This window comes from Nitrosomonas communis, assembly GCF_001007935.1.
Lineage (GTDB): Bacteria > Pseudomonadota > Gammaproteobacteria > Burkholderiales > Nitrosomonadaceae > Nitrosomonas > Nitrosomonas communis.
Genome location: NZ_CP011451.1, coordinates 3921550 through 3943026, shown reverse-complemented (window position 1 = coordinate 3943026; position 21477 = coordinate 3921550). Strand labels below are relative to the sequence as shown.

Below are 21477 nucleotides of genomic sequence, written 5' to 3'. Positions count from 1 at the left end.
CTATAACCTCGGAGCAATTGAGGCGAGAATATCCAATGAACCGGATAGCACCAGAGAATCATTCAATTCCAAAATAAAATCTGGTTCAATGGGTTTTATAGTTTCTCTTTTTCTTCGTACTAATAATGGGTCGATAGAATCACGAACATCTTTTAATAAGTCTTGGATAGAAATACCGTGACATTTCTCTGCTATTTTTATTTCAACTACATATAAGTTGTAGCCAATGGGCATGTAATGATTAACCATTGGATAATTAAGTGATTGTGCTACTTTCATACCCATTTCTTCTTCGGGATGCACAATGCGAGAAATTCCAATTCTTGAGAGTATAGTATGGTGCGGTTTGGAAGAAGCTTTGGCCCATATCTCACTCATTCCCATATTTTTTAGCAACAGCACACAAAGTATACTGGCTTCCAGACTTTCGCCAATTGCTACGATAGTTGCATCACAATTGGAGATATTTAAATCTTTAAGAGCATTCTCATCAGTAGCATCTGCTATTGCAGCGAGAGTCAATTGATCTGCCAGCTTGTTTACAATTTTTGCATCAATGTCAATTCCAATAATTGAATGACCAAATCGCATCAGTTCTAGTGCAGCTGCAGAACCAAACCTGCCCAAACCTATTACTGCGAATTGTCTGAGTTGATTTTTCATATTTCTTAGAATTTATAAATTAAATTATTGAAGTGTCTTACAGTCCTGTGACTAATAATTCTATTTGCCGTGTCAAGATGGCATGGAGTTGAAAATAGAAGAAATTTTTCAATCGTATTAACTTCGCTTTCTCATGGATTCCATGTATTAGTCTGGTGTAATCAATTTATGTTTTTCTATGCATAAGAAGAAATTGTGCTTGATGAATTCCTATCATAAGTGCATAACTCGTCTATCAAGCTGGGATCATTGCTAACCGAAGCAGCCAAGAGCAAGGTATGGTAAAAGGTATTCCGGCATACCGCTGACGAGAGACCTTATGGCTTATGCGCAACTTACCCTTGCGGAAAAGAATTATATCGATATGCATCTGAAATAGCATGATTCAATCTCTTCCAATATCAAGTGAGTCTGAAAGGGTTTGCGATTCGCTTGGCTATCAAATAATTTAGCTTGCCACAACGGCATTCGCTTAAACATAGATTGAATAACTATGTATGGGTCGACTGAGACGAAAATCGGAAAGCAGACATCCCCGTCTAATTCTATTTCCAAATTAGAAATGACACGAAGGCGAGCCGCAGACAGTATCAATAATACGGCAAGGTGAAGCCGACAAAGTCAGTTTAGATTTAGAAATGGAACTAGACATCAATGGGCATCAGTGAACAGATTTATTCCTATTCGTTTACCGTACAGGCACAAACTGTTTTAACTCAAAAGTTAGTACTGGCAGGCCAGGGATTAATTGCAGCTGGGCAGCAAAAGTGGATATATTATCACTAGTGTCACGGATATTGACAAACGGAATGGATAGCTCACCAGTGGTTTGATTAAAGCTAGCGTTGTCTCCCCGAAAACGATCAGCCAGTTGTTCAGTTTGAGTTAGCTCGAAGCGTGGTGGTTGGGTATCCTGGACAAGCTGCAAACGAGCACGGAAAGTACCGCTATGATTGTTATCAAAATTGACATCAACTGCGGGTATCTCAAGAACGTCAGAATCAAAACTGGCATTGGGCACCAGTTTATACACTGCACCAGTAGTTTCGAACGGAATACCGGTCATATTACCGAGTACATAAAGCTCTTTATCGATATCCTGCCCGAAACCAAGCACCCAAAAGCCAGGTTGTGCATGCTCGGTCAGATCCATTTCCAGGATGCTGCTACCATTAGAATAAAATATCCTGCCATCGCCATTCCCAGTCCTGGCTACATCTCCAAACAGATATACACCTTCTAAAGCAGGGATAGCCTTGCCACGATAAATAAAACCACCAATGACAGCGGTACCTTCGCTGTGATCATACTGAATGACAGGATCGATGAAATTGCCTGCAATCTGAGCATCGGTAACAAACCCTGGTTCATTATCGTTGGGCTCAAAACGGAAGCTTCCTTCTTTTAACCCCCAGCCATAATTCCTGCCAGCTTGAACCAGATTAATCTCTTCAATATCGTTTTGCCCTACATCGGCAAGCACAAGGAAATTTGTTTCCGGATCAAATGAAAAGCGGAATGGATTACGAAAACCGTAAGCATAAATCTCTTTAAGCGCAGTGTCTGAACCGACAAAAGGATTATCGTTTGGGATACCATATTGCCCATTATTCGAATTATTTCCAACTGGGTCAATCCGCAATAATTTACCAAGAGGATTGCCGGTATTCTGACCATTGCCATTGGGACCATGCCCTATCATTTGACTGCCACCAATATCCTGACCATCACGATCATCAGCACCGCCACCATCCCCGAAAGCAATATATAGCATGCCATCTGAGCCAAAATTAAGTGCGCCTGCATTGTGATTGAATTGGGGTTGATCCACAGTCATCAACACTCGCATCTCTTTTACATTAGCCTGGGCCTGATTAAAATTATTAGGATCTAGCCGCCATTCCCTGATTACCGAGCGGTGATTGGGGCTGGCGCCAGGAGGAATGGTAGAAAAATCGCTTTTTTCGCCTGCGGGCTCTGAAGTATAGGTATACAACAAGCCATTTCCAACGAACTGGGGATGAAAGGCAAAACCGAGAAAACCGCGCTCATCAAATGAATTGCTTCCCGACACTCCTAAAGGTACCAACAGATCGGAAAAATCCAGAAAAATTTCTTTATCGTTAGTGGTAAGGTTGATGCGCCATAATTTCCCGTCCTGATCACTAACATATAAATGATCTGGGTCATTTGGAGCAGGCGTTGCCCAATTTGGCGCAGTTAACCCGCTCGCTATCTGTTTCAATCTCAATCGGATTGATCCTCTTTGAATTGGCGTTAGAATTGGATCATCAAGGCGTTGTTCTGATGCTGAAGTCAAAGGTTCACGCGATGTCGCTGGGTTAGCATTAGTCTCTGACCATTTGGTAGAAATGAATATCAATAGCAGTAAAGACAGAATAGAATAATAAATTTTCATGTTGAACCTCCCTATATCACAAATGAGTTTTTGCAGATTCAATCCTCGCCTCTTGAAACATAAGGATGGTTGGAGACTTCAGATTATTAATCAGTTATGGGGTGGCGCTATTATTTTGGTCGAGTAGCGCTTGAACGAAAAAACATAAGTAATGGATCAAACCAATCCAAATTTTTACTTAATGATGCTAAGGAATAACCAGTAGGCAGACAATAATGCATCAGCATACAATTTTTCTTACTAATATTAGCGTGGGTGATTGTTCGCGCGCCCAACATGCACAAATGGAGCTTGATCATGTCCAAACTACCTAACGCCGATTTCCTTCACCGCCTGGCGGACATCGCCGACGCCGAGACGATGCCACGCTATCGGACCGAGCTTGCAGTCGACACCAAGTTCAACGAGGGCGACACCTTCGATCCTGTTACGGAGGCGGATCGAGAGGCTGAGATCGCGATTCGCGCCGCAATCGAAGCCGAATATCCTGATCACGCGATCCTAGGCGAGGAACTGGGTCAGACTGGTAACGGCTATTTTCGCTGGGTGCTGGATCCGGTAGACGGAACCCGTCCCTTCATCTGCGGTCTTCCCGTATGGGGGACGCTGATCGGCCTTACCGTCGACGGCCGGGCCGAGATGGGGATGATGAGCCAGCCCTTTATCGGCGAACGCTTCTGGGCGGACATCGAGGGTGCGTGGTACGAGCGCGCTGGCAAGCGCCAGCCTCTCTCCACCCGCAATGTCGGCGCACTGTCGGAGGCGATCCTGCACACGACCTCGCCCGAGGATTATCACGGCGATCTCAAGCAAGGATTCGACCGCCTCGCCGCGTCGGTGCGAATGACCCGCTATGGCGGCGAATGCTATGCGCTTGCTATGCTGGCGGCAGGTCGCATTGACCTCGCCGTTGAACCCTCGCTTCAACCCTACGACATCGTAGCGCTGATCCCCATTATCGAGAAAGCCGGAGGCGTCGTGACACGGCTGGATGGTGAACGGGCCGAGGAGGGTGGTTCAGTCCTCGTTTCGGCAACGCCGACTCTGCACTACGAGGCGCTGCGCCTGCTTAACGGCTGCGCTTGAGCATTCAGCAAGTTTCCATGACCAACAAAACCCGCCACCTTGCTTTCGCCGACGACTTCATCCGCGCCGAACGTTCGAGGAAGCTCACTTTTCCTTATGCCGAACTCACGTTAATTAAACAAACCCGCTAGATCGTTAAAAGTCTGACGGATCCATGTCGTTGCTCTAGGTGCGGTCGTCACTAAGGACCGCACATCTTCTGGCGTATGATGATTTATTCCTAAAACTAGAGCTGGTGTAATCTGATTGCACTCCCTTGATTGATCGTTAAAGGTCTAGCGGGTATTTTTTGCTATTAGTTCTCTGTAATCTTTTGCTATCTTCAAGCAAAGCATAAGAAAACCCTCACCAAGTAGGACGATACCTAGTGAGGGTTTTATTTCACATTCGAGAAGTTCATGACAAATGCTATATCATGAAACACTTTTAACGGCTCTTATTTATGAAACTTTAGGATAAAAAAAGAGTAGGGCATATATAGAAAGAAACATCCTCGCCATAAAATAATAGCTCTAACGCAATCCTGGCGCGTTTCAGCCCTGCATGAGCCCTGTTTAGCAGGGCTATTCCACTAGCACAATTTAAGCAGCGATATTATGCAAATCTGCTCGCTGCTTAAACCAATGGACTCCACTTTTGACAGCACACCTCATGCCCGGTCATCTCGTCTTTTTCATAGCCCATGCGCCTTAGCGCTGAGTTGACGGTATTTTCTGACATTGGTCTGACGGTACTTTTTATACTTGGGAAGATATATTTCCCATTCCCTGTTAATGGCTGAATGGCTTCTAAAAATCTCAATTGCTTGACGTGATAAAGGAACGATGTGCTGTTCTTTCATTTTCATTTTATGGCCGGGTATGCGCCATTCTTTTTTGTCAAAATCAATTTCTACCCATTCTGCATGGCGTAGTTCACCCGGTCGAACGAATAACCAGTGGGGCAAGCTGTAACGCGCATTTGGTGGTGTATGAACCTACAAAGCCATTAATTGAGCATAGTAATCCCCCAATAGCTTTAGGATCGGTAATACAGGCATGTGCTTTGCTTTAACTGGCGTTAATGCCCCTCTTAAATCGCCACTAGGGTCACGTTCAGCGCGTCCGGTTTGTATGGCATATCTAACCCGGCCTACATATTCCCGTGTCCGTTGAGCTTTCTCATGTGCCCCACGGCTTTCAATCCTGCGTAGTACTGCCAGTAATTCTGGTGCATTAATATCCTTGATGGGTCGATTGCCTAGCCAGGAGAATATATCCGCTTCCAGGCATCGTTTTATGTTGGCGCTAATTGACTCTGCCTAAGTAGTTGATTGTTTAATATGCCATTCAAGTGCTATAGCTTCAAATGTGTTTTCGTGAGCATGTTTCTTGACTTGCTTGTTAATGGCTTTAGCTAGGCTTGGGTCAACACCCTTAGCTAGCAAATCTCTTGCCTCATCTCTTTTCTTACGTGCAGCAGTAAGGGTAACGGTTGGATAAACAACGATAGCCAGCGTTTTACGCTTATTTGCATAGCGGTAATCCATGCGCCAATACTTCCCCGTGGATTGCACCAGCAAATATAAGCCGCCACTATCGGCCTATTTTATAGGGCTTGTCTTTCGGTTTAGCGTTATGTATTGCGATATCTGTGAGCATTTGACGGTATCTCATATGACGGTAGGTAAAAGTACCGTCAAAAATATCGTCATTTTGACGGTATGTCCAGATACATTGTTATACTATAGGAGACTAATAATTTATCTAAATGCTAGTAAATTCAATGTGTTTGATACGGAGGGATACTTCAGGAAACGTTCTTTTGGTGCCCGGAGCCGGAATCGAACCGGCATGGACGTATAAGGTCCGAGGGATTTTAAGTCCCTTGTGTCTACCAATTTCACCATCCGGGCAATCGAAACAGGCTGATTTTGGAGGCGGGGGTCGGAATCGAACCGGCGTAGACGGCTTTGCAGGCCGCTGCATAACCACTCTGCCACCCCGCCAATTATTTTTTTAAGATCAGAATGTGGTCTGTATCGTAACACCACGAGGAATAATATGATATGGATTTTTTATCTATTTGCTAAAAAAATCCAATTTATCTCGATATTGGAGCGGGAAACGAGGCTCGAACTCGCGACCCCAACCTTGGCAAGGTTGTGCTCTACCACTGAGCTATTCCCGCAATTCTGAGTTCTACGTACTCAACAACACAATTCAGAAATAAAGAGAGGATTATAAAGGTGCTGTTTATTTTGTCAAGAAACGCATGGATCCAGTCTTCCTTAAATCGTTATTTTACGATTCAATCTATCATCGCAACACTTGCTGTAACCATCTGCTTATATCGGCCAGCTCCTCAGAACAGACAGAATGCTCCATTGGATACTCATGCCATTCAACTTGATAGCCGGCTTCCACTAGCTGTTGCCGGGAAGTTTTCGCCAGGTGGATTGGTACAATAGGATCATGGCTGCCATGCGCCATAAAAATGGAGGTGGAGGTATTAGCATGATGTGTTTCCTTGGCAAGGGTATGCGCTAACGGTAGATAACTTGATAGCGCCATAATGCCTCCTAATTTGTCTGGGTGGCGCAGGCCAACTTGTAAAGCCATGACGCCTCCTTGAGAAAATCCAGCTAATACAATATGGTTAGAAGAAATGCCACGTTGATTTTCTCGCTCAATCAGTGCCGTGATTGCATATTGGGAGCGACGAATACCTGCTTCATCTTCATAATGATTTAAATTTGGAGGCTTAATGTCATACCATGCACGCATAATAAAGCCTTGATTAATGCTTACCGGTTGTTTTGGTGCGTGAGGAAAAATAAAACGTATTGCGGTGTCAGGTGGTAGCTTGAGCTCATGTATAATAGGCACGAAATCATTACCGTCAGCGCCAAGCCCATGCATCCACAAAATTGAATGAGTTGGTTGTGCGCCTGTTTCTAGCTCAATTGCTGGAAGTTGCTGTGATAAAGGGGTGGGCATGATAGAGACTGATTGATTCGATTAATAATAAAATTTGTTTTTCAAAAGCTATACAGGTTACAGGAGATGTGCATGAAACGCAGGGATTTTATCAAATTGATCGGTGCAAGTATTACCTTGCTTCCTATCACTCCATCAACTTTTGCGCAAACCGCGAGTTCTAGTAAATGGCGCAGTTATCGGTTGTCATATCAAGTGACGTTACCTTCAACGGGTAAGCATGCACGTCTTTGGTTACCATTGCCGGATACCAACGACACGCCTTATCAGTTTACTCAAGGGAGTGTTTGGAATGGTAACGCCAAATCAGCAAAGTTTTATACCCTTCCTCAAACGGATTTTCCTGCATTTTATGCTGAATGGAGCGGGGATGGAGAGCGCCTTGTCACAGTGAGCAGCATCGTCAAGACTGCACAACGGCAAATTGATCTACAACATTATAATGCACCAGCCAAAGCAATTATTCCTGACAATATCAAACGTTTCCTGCAATCTACGCAACAAATACCATTAGATGGGATTGTGCACCAAACCGCTTCTGCCATTACCAAAGAAAGTAAAAACAGTTCTCCTTTGCAGAAAGCCAGGCTTATTTACAATTGGGTAATTGATAATGCTGCTCATGATCAGAGCGTGCGTGGTAGAGGAAAGGGCGATATTAAGCAAATGCTGGCAAATGGCAACTTGAAAGGAAAGTGTGCGGACATTAATGGCTTATTCGTTGGCTTGGCGCGCGCCTCAGGCATTCCTGCACGGCAGCAATTTGGTATCCGGATGGACGAATCAGCGTTGAACAAAAATTTAGGTAAGTTTGGCGATATCAGTACAGCGCAGCATTGCCATGCGGAGTTTTACCTTGCCGGTCCTGGCTGGGTGCCCGTTGATCCGGCTGGTGTGTGTGAAGTCATCGCATTAGATAACTTGCCGCGCAATCATGAGCAAACTACCGCATTGAGAGAAAAATTGTTCGGCACTTGGGAAATGAATTGGGTGGCTTTTAACCATGGAGAAAATATTACCTTGGGTCAGAATAGCAAAGCAGGAAAAGTACCCTTCTTCCTGTATCCACATGCTGAAATAGATGGAAAGCAATTGGATAACCTTGATCCGCAAACATTTTCATATAAAATTGTGTCAGCAGCATTGATTGGTACAGGAGCAAAACTTTAGATAATCAGAAAAAATCTCGTGCACAGGATAATGAGGAAGTGGGTTTGTGTTAGATAAACTCATTGCCCTTATAAAGACTCATCAGGGCAATGAGTGTCAATCAGTGCTTATGATCTTGAATATTGGTTTCTGCTGATACCGTTGAACAGATAATAATGAGCAAGACGGCATGAGAGTATATTTAAATACGAGTTAGCGCTCTAGTTTATCCAGTTTGTCCTTAACAGTGGCCCATTCATCAGCATCCTGCGGCGCATCTTTTTTCTCGATGATAGGTTTCCAGATTTTGGATAATTCCTCATTAAGGGCAATGAAACCACGTTGATTGTCAGGAACATCATCTTCAGCATAAATCGCTTCCACAGGGCACTCAGCTACACATAACGTGCAGTCAATACATTCATCAGGGTCAATTACTAGAAAATTGGGACCTTCGCGGAAGCAATCCACCGGGCATACATCGACACAATCAGTATATTTACATTTGATACAGCTTTCAGTTACTACATAAGTCATGATGGAATTCCTTGCGTGGTACTTATAAGATTCAGAATGCTGAATTTTATCAGAAATTGAGGGAGCTCTACTACTCTGTCGGCGGTCTTCTCAAAGAGAGAGTCGGAATAATGCTGTAAAAATGGATTAATTTAATGTTTCAAAAGCAGAACGCATGGTTATTTTTAATATAGAAGGTTATTGCATTGACTCAAGCTTATTAAAACATATCCTGTACTCATTTTAATAACTCACTGAATTAACGAATATTATGCTGGGCATTGCGACGGGTTGCATGCAGAGGATATCATGTGTTCTGCAGAAACAGATGAATAATAAAAATAAATACTGAATACTATGAAAATCGTTACTTGGAATGTTAATTCACTTAAAGTTCGCCTGCCGCAGGTCATTAACTGGTTAGTGGCCCATCAACCAGATATATTATGTTTACAGGAAACTAAACTGCAGGACGAGTTTTTTCCAGCCACTGAGATTGCAGCGCTTGGCTATCACTCCGTTTATACTGGACAGAAAATGTTTAATGGCGTTGCGCTATTAAGTAAGCAAAATGGAGCTGATGTAGTTACGGCAATTCCCAATTTGGATGATAGCCAGAAACGAATCATCGCGGCGACTTATGAAGATGTACGCGTCGTCTGTGTGTATGTGCCCAATGGGGAAAGTATTGTATCGGATAAGTATCAATATAAGTTAATGTGGTTAGACGCACTGAACCGATGGCTCAGTAAGGAGCTGGAGCAATATCCGCGCTTAGCTTTGCTCGGAGATTTTAATATTGCACCGGAAGATCGAGATGTGCATGCTCCCGATTTGTGGAGAGGTCAGGTACTTTGCAGTGAGTCCGAAAGAAATGCCTTCCAGGAATTATTAAAACTCGGTTTCGCTGACAGTTTTCGTTTGTTTGATCAGCCAGATAAATCATACACGTGGTGGGATTACCGTATGCTCGCTTTCCGCCGCAACAGGGGATTGCGTATTGACCACATCATGCTCAGCAGCGAGCTGGCCAGTATCTGTAAAAGCTGCATGATCGATAAGGAGCCCAGAAAATTGGAACGGCCTTCTGATCATACTCCCGTTATAGTTGAAATTGCCCAGGACTTGGAACAAGCTCGATCCTGTAACTAACCGGACAACTCGTTAGCAGCTGGTCAGGTTCGGCGCGGGAGGATTTGAATCATCCCAATTGAGTGTTTTCGCGCAAGCTGAATCATAAATCAATAAGCCAATTACCCTCTGTTACGAGCCCAGTGATTTATTCAGAGACATTTCAATGCGTTTGCCGACCCTGAGATATTTCTGAGTTATCTCTCAAAGTAACGCTATTCCATCGAATGTAGACCAATCATATTGCCTTCGGTATCCACCACCAAAGAAATAAAGCCGTATTGACCAATGGATTTCTTTTCTTGCACTATTTTTCCTCCAGAAGCGGCCGCACGAGCAGCCGCAAATGCGCAGTCAGTGCATATAAAGTAAACCAATACGCTGTTTCCACCGGATGAGACGCCTTCCTTCTTGACCAATGCGCCAGTTATTCCTCTTCCATCCTTTTCCATCGGAAAAGCCCATAATTCTATTTTCATTTCCGAAGGAGAGTTAAGCTGTTCCAGCTTAACCTCAAAAACAGCTTCATAAAAACGCCTAGCCCGCTCGAGATCTTGCACGTAGACTTCAAACCATCCCACTGGGTTATTGCTCACTTGAATATCTCCTAAAAATGCAAATCATGTGTTAACACAAGAATGAGTTCAGGATCCTTAACTTTTTATGAACTACTGATGCCGTCGGTTACCGAGTACCTTATTCCATTTTTAAATCAGAACAGATTTTGTCGGCTTCACCTTGCCGTATTATTGTATTGATACTGTCTGTGGCTCGTTTTTGCGTCATTTTTGATTTAGAAATGGAATTATCCAAACTACTTAAGGTAGTTAAGGAGGGCAACAAAAAAATGAGAAGCCGATATGCGCTGGATTTTTATACTCTTCATTAGAAGGGATATGATGAGGATCGGCATATATAGCTATCATTAATCTTCTTTTTCTTGTTGTTTTAGATAAATTCTTGCTTTTGCACTGTATTAAATTTATTTTCGGTTTGCTGTCTATCAACTTTCTGCGCGACGATAGCATAGCGTCCTTTATCTCGACCCTTGGTGGGGAGGTTCATGAATTCTCCTACTAATATTTGACAACCTAGACTACGAAGAATATGGTTAGTATCCTCTGGCGTATTAGAATCGTAAAAAAATTCTTGCCCAAACATAGTGTCAGTAAATGCTGGGTGTGCAGAACCGCCGACTGTAAGCATGATTTTTCCCCCTCCTGGCAGTTTCTCGACAACGTTGCGCAAGATAATGGCGTGCCGCGAGCGATCAATATGAAATAGAGAATCCCAGATGATAGCAGCATGGAAATTGTTATTGAAGTCATACTGTTCAATAGGGGACAGAACCCACTGCTCATCTGGAAAACGTTTCTTGGCAAGCTTGATTAATTCTTCGGCCTGTTCAATGCCAAGTACTCCATGGCCTTTGGAAATCACGTACTCTGCCATGGGACGACCGGTACCACAGCCAAGATCTAACACTAAAGCATGATGCGGTAAATCGGACAACAGTAAATAAAGATAATCTTGCTCGCGCCCATAGAATTCTTTACGGGATTCATCCCACTGACTGGCAATCCTGTTGTATGAGTCGCAGTTCATAGAAAAGTTTAATGGGTGCTTCGATAAGTTAGAATGCCGCATGTTATGGTTGAAGACAAATTTGTTGAACTGCATATTTTTGGCCTATGGCAGCTAACTAGTATCAACCTCAGAAGTCATATTACTATTACGTAAAAATGGTATCGACTATCGTGATTCTCACCGTGCTGCTTTTGTTTCTTAACAGATGAATGAGTTGGCTTTCAAACTACATACTCACTTCTTCTCCATAGTTTTAATAAACGCATTAGCTTCATTGATAGATTTTTCCATCGAACTAATGAGTGAGGATACATCAGACTGGAGTGTGCCGAGTTCTCCCTTCAATGAAGCAATTGCTTGTGCGTTCAGGTTATGTTTGAGGTACATGACTTGATCATTGAATACCGTTAGCACCGGTTGAAGCTTGCTTTCGGCATTTTTCATGGTGGTGATCAATTGCTGGTAGTGTGCTTGGGTGGCTACTAGCTTCTGCTGGCTGCTGCGTTTAAGTGATGCGTTGGAATATTGGGCGATTTCCTGTTCCCATTCGTCAAACAATGCCTGGGAGACATCTTCGATGGCAGCAATGCGATCGCTGACTTCGTTCGCCTTAGCGACGCTGGCTTCATATTCGCTGTTCAATTTCTTGTAGACTGCTTCCAGGTCACCACCTTTGAAGTTGGTCACGGCGGTGAACTGCTCCAGAGCTGATTTGAACTGCTCTTTGGTTTCTTCTTGGGTATCACGCGCATTTTCCACTCGATGCACTAGCACATCGCGCTTGGGAATTCCGATTTTTTCCAGTCCACTGTAATAGAGGGTGGAGCAAGCAGATAAAGAAAATAATAGCAGGCAAGCGAAGAAGCGAGATAAGCTCATCATGATGTTTTCCTCAAAAGAATCAGTCAATGAAAAATTAACGGAGGATCCCCCGCCGCAGCATTAGCCACATGACCTTGAATCCCCACAGGATCGGGTAGCGTCGCAGCATGGGTGTAACTTCAACCCGGACACCGCTATGGCGTTCTATTTTCCACGCAGCATAGTTAAGGTAGTCATGAAATGTCAGTGTAGCTTTACTCAAGCGTAATATCGAGAGGATTCTTCCCTGCCAGCGCCTGAGACGCCAGTACAAGCGGGCTCGTCGGTTATCTGATGGCGTAGCCTGACAGTAATAAGGCCCATCGGTTTGAACAGTCAGCAAGCCGTTTAAAGCGGGCAGAGCGGCAGCCGTCAAACGTTCATAATGATTGAGACTAAGCTGAGCGAGGTGACGTGCTCGCGTGGCCCGTTCGGCGCGTAGTTCTGCGGCGTAAGTCAACATCAGGCCCTGAGTCCAGATTTCTTCAGTATTTAATGCGTGTGCTTCCAATGCTAACAGACTCGATTTCAGGAATTTAACGACTGCTTGCGCCATAGCCACATTAACGCGTTGACGGATGAAATCATCACGCGCATAGAGTAATCGCGCCGGTTGAGCAAAGCGTGCCCAGAGATAGGGATGAAACCAGTAACGGTTGCCGTATTCGAAATCGGCGGTTGAAAAGACTGCATACTTGGCACGGAAGATTTTTTCCTGCTGGTTGACTTCCAAATAGAATACATTGGGAGGAAGCCAGGCATTCAGGTGAGCGAGATAGCGCTTAGCGTAGGCATTACGGTAATCATTGACCAGTACGTGGAAATCGGCGATGCCTTCAGACAGATTGCTGGTGTGTAGACAGGAGCCATACAGGACGATGGCATCCAGCGAGTCAGCAAAGCGCTGTTTGAGTGCCTCAGTCAGATACCCGAAATCAGGGGAAACTGTTTGGGCATTCTGTGAAGCGATAATTTCTACCAGCGGTGCGGGTGGTTGCTCAGTGTGGAGTGATTTGTTCTTTTTCATCGTTAACTCAAGTTACAGTACGAGGAAGGTGATGGGTCCGCTAGCCGAGATGCGTAGAGGTCCATGTTGGCGCGAGGCATGAAACAGCTCGCCATCTACGATATATTCATCATCCAGCGATAATTCCAGCACCTGGGTATTGTAACTGACATAGCCGTCTTCTTTCTTGAGGTTATGTCCACGACCCGTGATTAACGGCAAAATCGAGCACCAGAATTTTTTGCTATACTGTCGAACAAAAGTAACATGCAGAGGTGCTGATTCATTTCCCCAATAAGGTCGAATGCCCATCAATAGCTGTTCCAACGCACTGACCAGAACTAGTAAATAGCGTTCCTCGCGTCTTGATCCCGTTTCGTTTTCGATAGTGATTTGTACCGGTGCCCATTCAGGCTGCGGCCGCCCCAGAAAGGTGCCTAATAAAGAGCGTAATACGATGAGTGTGGTAAAAATATCTCCGGTAATGCCTATTTGTTTGATTGAGCTGCGCGAGAATTTGACTCCGCGCGCAATCAGCCCCAGCCCCAAAAACATGCCATAGATTTTTTCCCGTCCTGTTTGTTCAATACACAATACCGGTCGTTCAACAAGTACGGGAGCTGGACGTGGAGCAGGTTGCTGCAGATAGTGTTTTAAGCGGCGCAGGATATGATCCGGTGTGCCGCGCATGCCCAGATCAAGTGCAGTCATATTGGTCGTTCCGCCAGGAATGATCGTCAGAACCGGCCATTGTTCAGACGGTAACCAAGCATAGAGGCGATTGAGTATCCCTTGAAAGGTACCATCCCCTCCAAGGATAATTAGCCAGTCAATCTTTGCCTGAATGAGTGCTTTTACTGAAGCATCGAAATCTGCGGCAGTAGTGACAATCCACTGGTGGATACCGGGTATCTCAGCCAGTAACTGCTTGATCAGGCTATGACGTTTCCGTGCCTTTCCGCCCAATGGATTGAGGATCAATCCGACACGGGCTGTTCCTGTTTCCAGGCTATGGATGCGTAATGGCGCTACCATTTTTCTCAGCAAGAGGAACGCGGGTAAATACTTTGACCGCTAGTTGTTGTCTGTCTCGTATTGGGTCAATTGCTTCCATCCACGAGGTGAGTGATCCTTCTAGGCGTCGGACTTGCCAGGCAACGAGCACTCGCCAGGCGAGAAAAAGTGTTGATAAGCCATGCCAGCCCACAACCATTAAGAATCCGATATCGGGTCGGTCAGCAAGCCAACTTGCTGTCATTAGAATCAGATTGGGATTACGCCGCGCAGTGATGAGGCGATTGAACGAATCAATGCGTTGCCACATAAACATGACAAAAGGTGCAAGCCAGAATTCGAATAACCCTTCACAGATACGTCCACCAATGTAACCGACAAATATCAGCCAGAACCATAATTCCAGATTCGCTAGTGGGAATGCGGTGGTCGTTAAACCGACACCCCAGGCAGCATACCATAACGGTGGATGAATAATATCCAGGCCATGATCCAGTACATCGCCCAGCCGGCTTGAACTAAGCGTGACGCGTGCCAGTTTACCATCCACTGTATCGAGGAAAGTCATTAACCATCCCATGACCAGACCACTTGCGTAGTAACCGTACCAGAAGGCCACTCCTGCGAAAATTGCTAATAGCAGGCTGAACAACGTCACCTGATTGGGCGTTATTTTCCAGCGCACACAGAGATGAGTTGCCCAAAATGCAGGTATAGGCCATAGCCATTTGGTGACGAGGTCGGTTACGCCTTTATAAGAGCCTGCGAACAATTCCCATTCAAGTGCCTCCCGATTAGCTGCACTGATCGAGAGGATATAGGGCGGCTCTTTTTTCTTCAGATTCTGCTGGATACCTAGCTGTAAATCTTTCAGAGCGTATTTCTTCATAAAGGAGAATGCTTGCATATTTGCACTGCTCAAGGCTTGAAGCAGGGTAGGGATATTTTTTCCGATAGTACGTACGGCAACGGCCATGTCGCCTTGATGATATAGTACGATGTCTTCTTGCAAGTTGATCAAAGCAGCAATCACCCTGGCATCATACAGATGATCGGCGCGCAGCAGCAGCGCAGGCGCATCGCCCGGAATGTCTGCTGGGTTATCAATCAGATGGGTTTGTTTGAGAGATGCTACCGTACGTAGCAGCCGTTCGCGGCCACTCAATCCCCAGAGGCTGGTTTCGCTTTCACCGAGGATATAAATATAAGTTGTCGACATGAACTAAAATTGAAATGGGGTGAAAAATTAATAAATCCGCCGCAACCACAGAATGGTCAAGGTAATAAGGATTAAACTGGGAAGAATGGATGTTAATACCAGATTCAATTGCAGCAGCAAGCCAGCATTAGCAATGATCTGGTCGAGCAGATAAACCCCGACTCCGATGACGGTAGCCAGAGTCAGTTTACCTCCCAATCCCTCACGGACCGAACCAAAAATAAAGGGAATGCCCAGCAATATCATGGCGATGATCATAAATGCGTTCCCTATCTTACGCCAGATAGCCATGAGATATGCATCGACTTTCTGGCCAGTCTCTTGCAGAAATTCTGTATGTCGTATTAGCTCCACCGGGGAAAGGCTTTCGGGAGGCTTGGTCAATGTAGAAATATCTTCTGCTTTAAGAAAAGATTGCCACTCTACGGTGCTGGCAGTGGTTAGTGCGATATTTTTCTCTGTGAATGTTCTGACAGTCACATTATTTAATCGCCATAATTCATCATTGAGGTTATCCGCAAACTTTGCATGTGTATGCGTAGCAAGCAAGTTCTGTTCATTAAAATGCATGATTTCAACATCAATTGCGATGTTTCCAGGCAGGATTTCACCGATACGTAGAATATTATGCTCATTGCGTGTCCAGATCCCAAGCCCTTTTCCTAGCTCAGCGGTTTTATCCATTGCAGTCGCCCGAAGTGCAACAGCTCTTTGCTGAAGCTGTGGAGCGATGAATTGTTCCATCACAGCGATGATCAGAATTAATGCCATCCCAATGCCAACAGGGACGATACTAAGCCGGGCGGGTGACAATCCGGCGACACGTAGGGCCACTAACTCGAGATTAATGGCTAATTTGCCTAGCGCACCAACTGTGCCCAGCAGCGCGATAAAGGGCACAATTTGAATAAACCGGCGTGGAATTAGCATGGCAACATATAGAAAGGCATCTCTCGTCTGATAAGTGCCTTTGCCGACATCATCGAGTTGTTCTAATAAATCGAAGAAACTGAATAACGGTAATAGCACTAGCGTAGCGAGAGCCATAGCCATTACTATTTGTTTGGCGATATAACGGGAGGCAGTTTTCATTATCTTCTAAATAATTTTTGTCTTGTGCCTGGCAAAAGCAGTCCAGCGATAACAAAAAGCAGTAGATATAACCACCATATACCCGGTATGGCGGCGACGACGCCTTGTTCTACCCATGTTTGAGCCAATCCGCTGAGATTATAGTAAATAGCAAACACGGTGGCGGCAATTAGAAAAGTTTTGTCGCTTTTGTTTTGACGGGGAGAAAGGCGCGTAAACGAGACAGCGATCAAAGCCAGCAGAATAGTTGCAACTGGACGGGAAAGCCGCCATTGAAGCTCTGCAATATCATGCGTTCTTTCCGATCCCCATAACATACGTGTCGGTGCAGCTTTGCGCCGATGCCATTTTGATTGCTCGTTTTCAGTAAAATAGGTCATTTTTTCATATTGAATCACACTGTCGCTATCTTTTGGGTAGGCAATACGATAAATATAGCCGTCAAACAATTCGATATGCGGCCGCTGTTCCAGTGATATCTGTTGCCGTTGAATGGCTTCCTTTGCTATGACAATCTCACTGATACCCTCTTTCTTGATAAAGTGAAATACTTCTTCCAAGCGCATGCCAGAATCATCCTTGGCTTGTACAAAAACCACGCGCCCGCTCTTTTCACTGCCGTAAAAACGCCCTGCCTGGAAACGATTGGCATTGAGTTCGGCTTCAGCTTGCGCGTTGAGAATGTAAGTTTCAGCATAAGCCCAGGGACGTGCATAAAGTGAGAGCACACCACTCATGATGCCTACAGGGGCCGCAACTAATAATACTGTATAGAGCACACGGTAATCGCTGAATCCGACAGAACGTAATATGTTCATTTCTTGATCCCTGCTCATTCTACTTAATCCATAAATGACAGAAACATAGAATGAGATGGGGATCAACACCTCCAAAGCAATGATCGTTTTGAGCATTACTAGTTGAAGCATGGCGACCATGCCGAGTGTTTCAGTGACCGCGCCAGCCAAAAATCGAGCAATACTGAAGCTAACGAAAAGCCCCACAAGAATGCTGAGTACAGTAAGAAAAGGGAAGAGCAGTTCTCGTGTGATGTATTTCTCGATGATTTTCATTAAATCGGATTATTTTGTAAATATTAATCTAGCTTGAATGGAGGGCCGCATCACCAAGCATTCAACCACGGTAGTTATCTAACCATTCTCTAAATAAGATTTTATCCACCATCCATCATAAAGCTTATCAGCATTAATTCCTGCCCGAGCAAAGGGTAAAGAAATTGGTTCAACATACAAGCCAATTCACTGAAACAATTTGCACTGTGTTAGTGTTAATAAAGCGGATAATTCTCGGTGCTACCTATCAGCCAAAGATCTTGTAATTAAAGGTCAAGAATACTTGCGTTGATCAACTAGAGCGTTTTTTTATAAAGCCGGTATCGCTTATATTCTTGGCAGCCAATAGTTTCGAGTATACTGCGCATAGGCTTGTTATCTTCAAGGATCCAGGACAGTTCGACTTTTTTGATTCCTCTCACAAGCCCGATTTCTCTCGGCGCATTGATCACCGTAAAAGCCAGTGCCATGCCAAGCGGCGTATTGTGGAATTGCTTGCGCACACCCATTAGCGGAATACGGGCAGTCTGAACCGTGTTGGATTTTAGTTGCTTAATTAAACGAAGCCAGCCTGTCGGAAACAAATTACCATTGAGTTGGGCAAAAATTTCATTAAGGTTGGGAAGGGCTGCCATGAATGCAACAGGAACTCCCTCTACTTCCGCAATCTGGATATATTCACTTGGGACTAGCCAGCGCAGACTGTTGCCAAGCTCAGCAAATTCAGATTGGGTAAAAGGGACAAATCCCCAGTTTTCTGACCAGGCATCGTTGAAAATATCACGCAATATTTCCATTTCTTCACTAAATTTATCGCGGCGTAGCGTTCTCAGCTTAATTTGCTTTGAAAATTTCTGAATCACCGTACGCATGATTCTTGGTGGTTCAAAATCAACCGCAATCCAATAGGCCAGGAGATCTTTAGCAGGCTGGTAGCCGCATTGTTCCAGTAATGGACCATACCATTTAGGTGAATGCGGCATCATGACAACCGGTGGTGTTTCAAAGCCCTCTATTAAAATACCGCACTCCTGATTGATGGATAAATTAAAAGGTCCAGTTACCTGACGTGTGCCCCGTTCAGCAAGCCAAGTTTCGGCAGTATGCATGAGCTTGGCAAAGACCTCGCTATCGTTGATACATTCCAGCGAGCCAAAATGCCCCGTATCTGCGCCATAACGTTGTCTGTGAAGAGTGTCCACTTGTGCACTAATTCTACCTACGGGTTGTTTACCTTTATAAGCAATCCAGGCTTGCCATTTTGCATGCTCTAAAAAAGGGTTAAATCTGGAAAAATGCAAGCGTCGCTCCAAGCGAAGAGGAGGCACCCACATAGGATCATTTGCATAAATTTGCCAGGGAATGTCAATAAATGTACCCATCTCACGGTAAGAGATGACAGGATGCACGTAAATAGGGGTATTTTTCTGCTGATCTATTTGTTCACTCATGATATAAAGCGGATCGGCAGGCTCATGTAATATTGCAAAAACCATGAGCACATTGGCAATTTCTCATCATGTCAGGTGAGGTTGAATGGAATAAGCAAAACCGGAGCAAAAATATCGGCAAGCTTGCCATTAAAGCTTGTTAGTGTTCAATGGTTTGCCTAATTCAAGTCAAGTTTATGGAAAACTTTTCTGCTTTTACCGTTTAAATTGATCAGTATAGGCCAACAGATCGGTTACAAGCTGATGAAAGGCTTGTTTTGCATCGTGCTCTGCTTCAGATGGTGTCGTTGTATCAGCTTGCTTTTCATCAATTGCACCATTCATGCGACAAAAATCATAAAATTTATTCCAAGCGAGGTTGTAATCACGCAGCTGTTTTTGGGGAATAAAAATTTTCAGAATTTCAAACGCTTCGCGCATGACGGGTAATCTTGTGCGTAAATGAGCCGAGAGATCTTCCGGCCAGTGCGTAGGAACTGGATATAAGCCAGCAAGTTCTGTTCTGAAAGTGGTGTCATAATACTCTACGGCATCTGCTCGTCGTCGACGATTAATAATTTCGACGAAAATGGCAATAGCGATGATGAAGCCAAGTAATGTAAATGGCCACAACGGGACCATAATGAAATAATTGGTAATTTGATCTAGATATTTATCCAAAATTTCCTCGACTTTTAACGTATTGGTTAAATTAGAAAATATAAATACAAAATATTAAATTCTTTGAAAATTAAATGATTTGCTCAATCAATTGTAATCGATATTGCCATAGGATAGCGCACGGATCAATATGATATGCCTCGACAATTGCTGTTGGAATCAAGTTTACAAAGATATAGTATACAAAAAAGCTGGAGGGAATAAGTTTCCGAAAGATTGATAGGGTTTGATTAATCGGATATTTATTAAATCCTTATGATGAGAACGGCAGGAAAGGTTAAAATAGGATTGACCGAGTTATACTGATTGCGATATTTTGTCTGTGTTTAAGCAAAATAAACCTAACAAACTGTTTTCCTTCGCCCTCCTGAAAAAGTAAAAGAAGAAAGCATGAAAAATAAATCCAACAAAGCAGTTATGACAGCATCCCCACCACAGCCAGATAGTTTTGAAGCAGCATCAACCGAGCTAGAAGCCATTGTCGTCGCAATGGAAGCAGGGAAAATGACATTGGAAGCTTCGCTTTCAGCTTATAAGCGGGGAGTGGAGCTATTGCATTACTGTCAGACTACGTTGCAAAATGCGCAGCAACAAATACGTGTTCTTGAGGCAGACATGCTGAAAGATTTTTCTACATCAGGTATCGATGAACGCTGATTTCCAGGGCTGGGTTAAAAGCCATCAGTTACAAATAGAGTCTTACCTACAAAATCACCTTCCCGCGGAAAATCATGCGCCGAAGCGCTTGCACGAGGCGATGCGCTATGCGGTACTTGGTGGAGGGAAGAGAATTCGTCCATTGCTTTCTTTTGCCGCTGGAGAATTGAACGGAGCAGATGAAACGCGCGCCATCGTTGTAGCTGCAGCGGTAGAATTGATCCATGTCTACTCGTTAGTTCACGATGATCTGCCTTGTATGGATGATGATACGTTGCGGCGCGGTAAACCTACTTGCCATATGAAATATGACGAACCAACTGCATTATTAGTAGGAGATAGTCTGCAAAGTTTGGCTTTTCAGTTAATGGCTGAATTCAGTTTGGCAGAGAACCCAAAAAAGCAGCTGGAAATGATCAAGCAACTTGCCCAAGCAGCTGGATCACGGGGAATGGCCGGTGGGCAGGCGATTGATCTCGAAAGTGTAGGCAAGATGCTGACTTTGCCAGAGCTTGAATTTATGCATATCCATAAGACTGGGGCTCTTATACGTGCAGCAGTCATGCTGGGGGCGTATTGTGGCGATAAATTAAGCGAAGAACAACTGGATCGTTTGGATCATTTCGCTAAATGTATCGGTCTTGCGTTTCAGGTAGTAGACGATGTGCTTGATGCCGAAGCAACGACTGCAGCATTGGGCAAAACTGCAGGTAAGGATGCCGAGCAAAACAAGCCAACCTATGTCAGTATTTTAGGAGTGAAGCAGGCTCGTGAACTGGCTAAAGCGCTGCAGCATGATGCCTATCAGGCACTTGAACATCTGGGGAAATCTACTCATCGATTATTGCAAGTAACAGATTTCATTGTTCAGCGTGAGTTCTAATCCTGATTCTTTTCTTTTTACAATCAGCTAAC

General features: G+C 44.4%; 22 protein-coding genes and 3 tRNA genes. 5 read left to right on the top strand and 20 right to left on the bottom strand.

What is annotated here, in order from left to right; translation table 11 throughout:
• Entirely contained in the window at positions 1–663 is a 663-nt protein-coding gene (locus tag AAW31_RS17900; protein ID WP_046851281.1) for a potassium channel family protein, read from the bottom strand.
• Positions 664–1351: 688 nt separating this feature from the next.
• Positions 1352–3082, bottom strand: coding sequence for a PQQ-dependent sugar dehydrogenase (locus AAW31_RS17895; protein WP_046851280.1), 1731 nt, complete (start codon positions 3080–3082; stop codon positions 1352–1354).
• A gap of 297 nt (positions 3083–3379) precedes the next feature.
• On the opposite strand from AAW31_RS17895, the gene hisN reads away from it, so the two are divergent.
• Positions 3380–4168: a histidinol-phosphatase gene (gene hisN, locus AAW31_RS17890; RefSeq protein ID WP_046851279.1), complete on the top strand. Its 789-nt coding sequence runs from the start codon at positions 3380–3382 to the stop codon at positions 4166–4168.
• 673 nt (positions 4169–4841) lie between these two features.
• Here the strand turns inward: hisN and AAW31_RS22385 are convergent.
• The 7 genes from AAW31_RS22385 to AAW31_RS17865 all read right to left on the bottom strand — a co-directional run bounded on the left by AAW31_RS22385 (position 4842) and on the right by AAW31_RS17865 (position 7146).
• Positions 4842–5114, bottom strand: coding sequence for a tyrosine-type recombinase/integrase (locus AAW31_RS22385; RefSeq protein ID WP_052752347.1), 273 nt, complete (start codon positions 5112–5114; stop codon positions 4842–4844).
• A 30-nt stretch (positions 5115–5144) separates the two neighbouring features.
• On the bottom strand, positions 5145–5423 hold the full coding sequence (locus tag AAW31_RS23810) for a phage integrase central domain-containing protein (protein ID WP_407667754.1): 279 nt from the start codon (positions 5421–5423) through the stop codon (positions 5145–5147).
• A gap of 45 nt (positions 5424–5468) precedes the next feature.
• Positions 5469–5723 carry an Arm DNA-binding domain-containing protein gene (locus AAW31_RS22380; RefSeq protein WP_235264583.1) on the bottom strand — a complete coding sequence of 85 codons (255 nt, stop codon included), beginning with the start codon at positions 5721–5723 and terminating at the stop codon, positions 5469–5471.
• A gap of 249 nt (positions 5724–5972) precedes the next feature.
• A tRNA-Leu gene (locus tag AAW31_RS17880) sits at positions 5973–6062 on the bottom strand.
• A gap of 19 nt (positions 6063–6081) precedes the next feature.
• A tRNA-Cys gene (locus tag AAW31_RS17875) sits at positions 6082–6155 on the bottom strand.
• A 107-nt stretch (positions 6156–6262) separates the two neighbouring features.
• Positions 6263–6337 (bottom strand) — tRNA-Gly (locus AAW31_RS17870).
• Positions 6338–6465: 128 nt separating this feature from the next.
• Positions 6466–7146, bottom strand: coding sequence for an alpha/beta hydrolase (locus AAW31_RS17865; protein ID WP_046851278.1), 681 nt, complete (start codon positions 7144–7146; stop codon positions 6466–6468).
• A gap of 72 nt (positions 7147–7218) precedes the next feature.
• On the opposite strand from AAW31_RS17865, the gene AAW31_RS17860 reads away from it, so the two are divergent.
• Entirely contained in the window at positions 7219–8316 is a 1098-nt protein-coding gene (locus tag AAW31_RS17860) for a transglutaminase-like domain-containing protein (RefSeq protein WP_046851277.1), read from the top strand.
• Between the two features lie 192 nt (positions 8317–8508).
• Here the strand turns inward: AAW31_RS17860 and fdxA are convergent, their stop codons facing one another.
• The gene (gene fdxA / locus AAW31_RS17855) at positions 8509–8832 is read right to left on the bottom strand and encodes a ferredoxin FdxA (protein ID WP_046851276.1); all 324 of its coding nucleotides are present in this window, start codon (positions 8830–8832) and stop codon (positions 8509–8511) included.
• 336 nt (positions 8833–9168) lie between these two features.
• On the opposite strand from fdxA, the gene xth reads away from it, so the two are divergent.
• Positions 9169–9963: an exodeoxyribonuclease III gene (xth, locus tag AAW31_RS17850; RefSeq protein ID WP_046851275.1), complete on the top strand. Its 795-nt coding sequence runs from the start codon at positions 9169–9171 to the stop codon at positions 9961–9963.
• A 194-nt stretch (positions 9964–10157) separates the two neighbouring features.
• On the opposite strand, the gene AAW31_RS17845 is transcribed toward xth, so the two are convergent.
• The 10 genes from AAW31_RS17845 to AAW31_RS17800 form a co-directional block, all read right to left on the bottom strand.
• On the bottom strand, positions 10158–10538 hold the full coding sequence (locus AAW31_RS17845; protein ID WP_046851274.1) for a VOC family protein: 381 nt from the start codon (positions 10536–10538) through the stop codon (positions 10158–10160).
• Between the two features lie 352 nt (positions 10539–10890).
• Entirely contained in the window at positions 10891–11547 is a 657-nt protein-coding gene (locus tag AAW31_RS17840) for a class I SAM-dependent methyltransferase (RefSeq protein ID WP_046851941.1), read from the bottom strand.
• A gap of 216 nt (positions 11548–11763) precedes the next feature.
• Complete coding sequence (locus tag AAW31_RS17835; RefSeq protein WP_046851273.1) at positions 11764–12411, bottom strand: DUF2959 domain-containing protein; 648 nt, start codon at positions 12409–12411, stop codon at positions 11764–11766.
• Positions 12412–12445: 34 nt separating this feature from the next.
• Positions 12446–13417 (bottom strand): hypothetical protein, encoded by a 972-nt coding sequence (locus AAW31_RS22925; protein WP_046851272.1) that lies wholly within the window; start codon positions 13415–13417, stop codon positions 12446–12448.
• 12 nt (positions 13418–13429) lie between these two features.
• Complete coding sequence (locus tag AAW31_RS22920; RefSeq protein ID WP_046851271.1) at positions 13430–14431, bottom strand: diacylglycerol/lipid kinase family protein; 1002 nt, start codon at positions 14429–14431, stop codon at positions 13430–13432.
• A complete protein-coding gene (locus AAW31_RS17820; protein WP_046851270.1) occupies positions 14406–15629 on the bottom strand; it encodes a CDP-alcohol phosphatidyltransferase family protein in 1224 nt (407 codons plus the stop codon). The genes AAW31_RS22920 and AAW31_RS17820 overlap by 26 nt, the downstream gene beginning before the upstream one ends.
• Before the next feature lie 27 nt (positions 15630–15656).
• Positions 15657–16721: an LPS export ABC transporter permease LptG gene (lptG, locus tag AAW31_RS17815; RefSeq protein WP_046851269.1), complete on the bottom strand. Its 1065-nt coding sequence runs from the start codon at positions 16719–16721 to the stop codon at positions 15657–15659.
• A complete protein-coding gene (gene lptF, locus AAW31_RS17810) occupies positions 16721–17794 on the bottom strand; it encodes an LPS export ABC transporter permease LptF (protein WP_046851268.1) in 1074 nt (357 codons plus the stop codon). The genes lptG and lptF overlap by 1 nt, the downstream gene beginning before the upstream one ends.
• 296 nt (positions 17795–18090) lie before the next feature.
• Positions 18091–19245: an N-acetyltransferase gene (locus AAW31_RS17805; RefSeq protein WP_082110591.1), complete on the bottom strand. Its 1155-nt coding sequence runs from the start codon at positions 19243–19245 to the stop codon at positions 18091–18093.
• Between the two features lie 195 nt (positions 19246–19440).
• A complete protein-coding gene (locus tag AAW31_RS17800) occupies positions 19441–19866 on the bottom strand; it encodes a hypothetical protein (protein WP_235264412.1) in 426 nt (141 codons plus the stop codon).
• A 429-nt stretch (positions 19867–20295) separates the two neighbouring features.
• On the opposite strand from AAW31_RS17800, the gene AAW31_RS17795 reads away from it, so the two are divergent.
• A complete protein-coding gene (locus AAW31_RS17795) occupies positions 20296–20562 on the top strand; it encodes an exodeoxyribonuclease VII small subunit (RefSeq protein ID WP_235264411.1) in 267 nt (88 codons plus the stop codon).
• Complete coding sequence (locus AAW31_RS17790; protein WP_046851266.1) at positions 20552–21445, top strand: polyprenyl synthetase family protein; 894 nt, start codon at positions 20552–20554, stop codon at positions 21443–21445. The genes AAW31_RS17795 and AAW31_RS17790 overlap by 11 nt, the downstream gene beginning before the upstream one ends.
• The last annotated feature ends 32 nt before the right edge of the window (positions 21446–21477 follow it).

Bases quoted from the DNA above. Each gene is read 5' to 3' on its own strand.
- AAW31_RS17900 (WP_046851281.1), bottom strand. From the start codon at position 663: ATGAAAAATCAACTCAGACAATTCGCAGTAATAGGTTTGGGCAGGTTT.
- AAW31_RS17895 (WP_046851280.1), bottom strand. From the start codon at position 3,082: ATGAAAATTTATTATTCTATTCTGTCTTTACTGCTATTGATATTCATT.
- hisN (WP_046851279.1), top strand. From the start codon at position 3,380: ATGTCCAAACTACCTAACGCCGATTTCCTTCACCGCCTGGCGGACATC.
- AAW31_RS17865 (WP_046851278.1), bottom strand. From the start codon at position 7,146: ATGCCCACCCCTTTATCACAGCAACTTCCAGCAATTGAGCTAGAAACA.
- AAW31_RS17860 (WP_046851277.1), top strand. From the start codon at position 7,219: ATGAAACGCAGGGATTTTATCAAATTGATCGGTGCAAGTATTACCTTG.
- fdxA (WP_046851276.1), bottom strand. From the start codon at position 8,832: ATGACTTATGTAGTAACTGAAAGCTGTATCAAATGTAAATATACTGAT.
- xth (WP_046851275.1), top strand. From the start codon at position 9,169: ATGAAAATCGTTACTTGGAATGTTAATTCACTTAAAGTTCGCCTGCCG.
- AAW31_RS17840 (WP_046851941.1), bottom strand. From the start codon at position 11,547: ATGAACTGCGACTCATACAACAGGATTGCCAGTCAGTGGGATGAATCC.
- AAW31_RS17835 (WP_046851273.1), bottom strand. From the start codon at position 12,411: ATGATGAGCTTATCTCGCTTCTTCGCTTGCCTGCTATTATTTTCTTTA.
- AAW31_RS22925 (WP_046851272.1), bottom strand. From the start codon at position 13,417: ATGAAAAAGAACAAATCACTCCACACTGAGCAACCACCCGCACCGCTG.
- AAW31_RS22920 (WP_046851271.1), bottom strand. From the start codon at position 14,431: ATGGTAGCGCCATTACGCATCCATAGCCTGGAAACAGGAACAGCCCGT.
- AAW31_RS17820 (WP_046851270.1), bottom strand. From the start codon at position 15,629: ATGTCGACAACTTATATTTATATCCTCGGTGAAAGCGAAACCAGCCTC.
- lptG (WP_046851269.1), bottom strand. From the start codon at position 16,721: ATGAAAACTGCCTCCCGTTATATCGCCAAACAAATAGTAATGGCTATG.
- lptF (WP_046851268.1), bottom strand. From the start codon at position 17,794: ATGAAAATCATCGAGAAATACATCACACGAGAACTGCTCTTCCCTTTT.
- AAW31_RS17805 (WP_082110591.1), bottom strand. From the start codon at position 19,245: ATGAGTGAACAAATAGATCAGCAGAAAAATACCCCTATTTACGTGCAT.
- AAW31_RS17800 (WP_235264412.1), bottom strand. From the start codon at position 19,866: ATGGTCCCGTTGTGGCCATTTACATTACTTGGCTTCATCATCGCTATT.
- AAW31_RS17795 (WP_235264411.1), top strand. From the start codon at position 20,296: ATGAAAAATAAATCCAACAAAGCAGTTATGACAGCATCCCCACCACAG.
- AAW31_RS17790 (WP_046851266.1), top strand. From the start codon at position 20,552: ATGAACGCTGATTTCCAGGGCTGGGTTAAAAGCCATCAGTTACAAATA.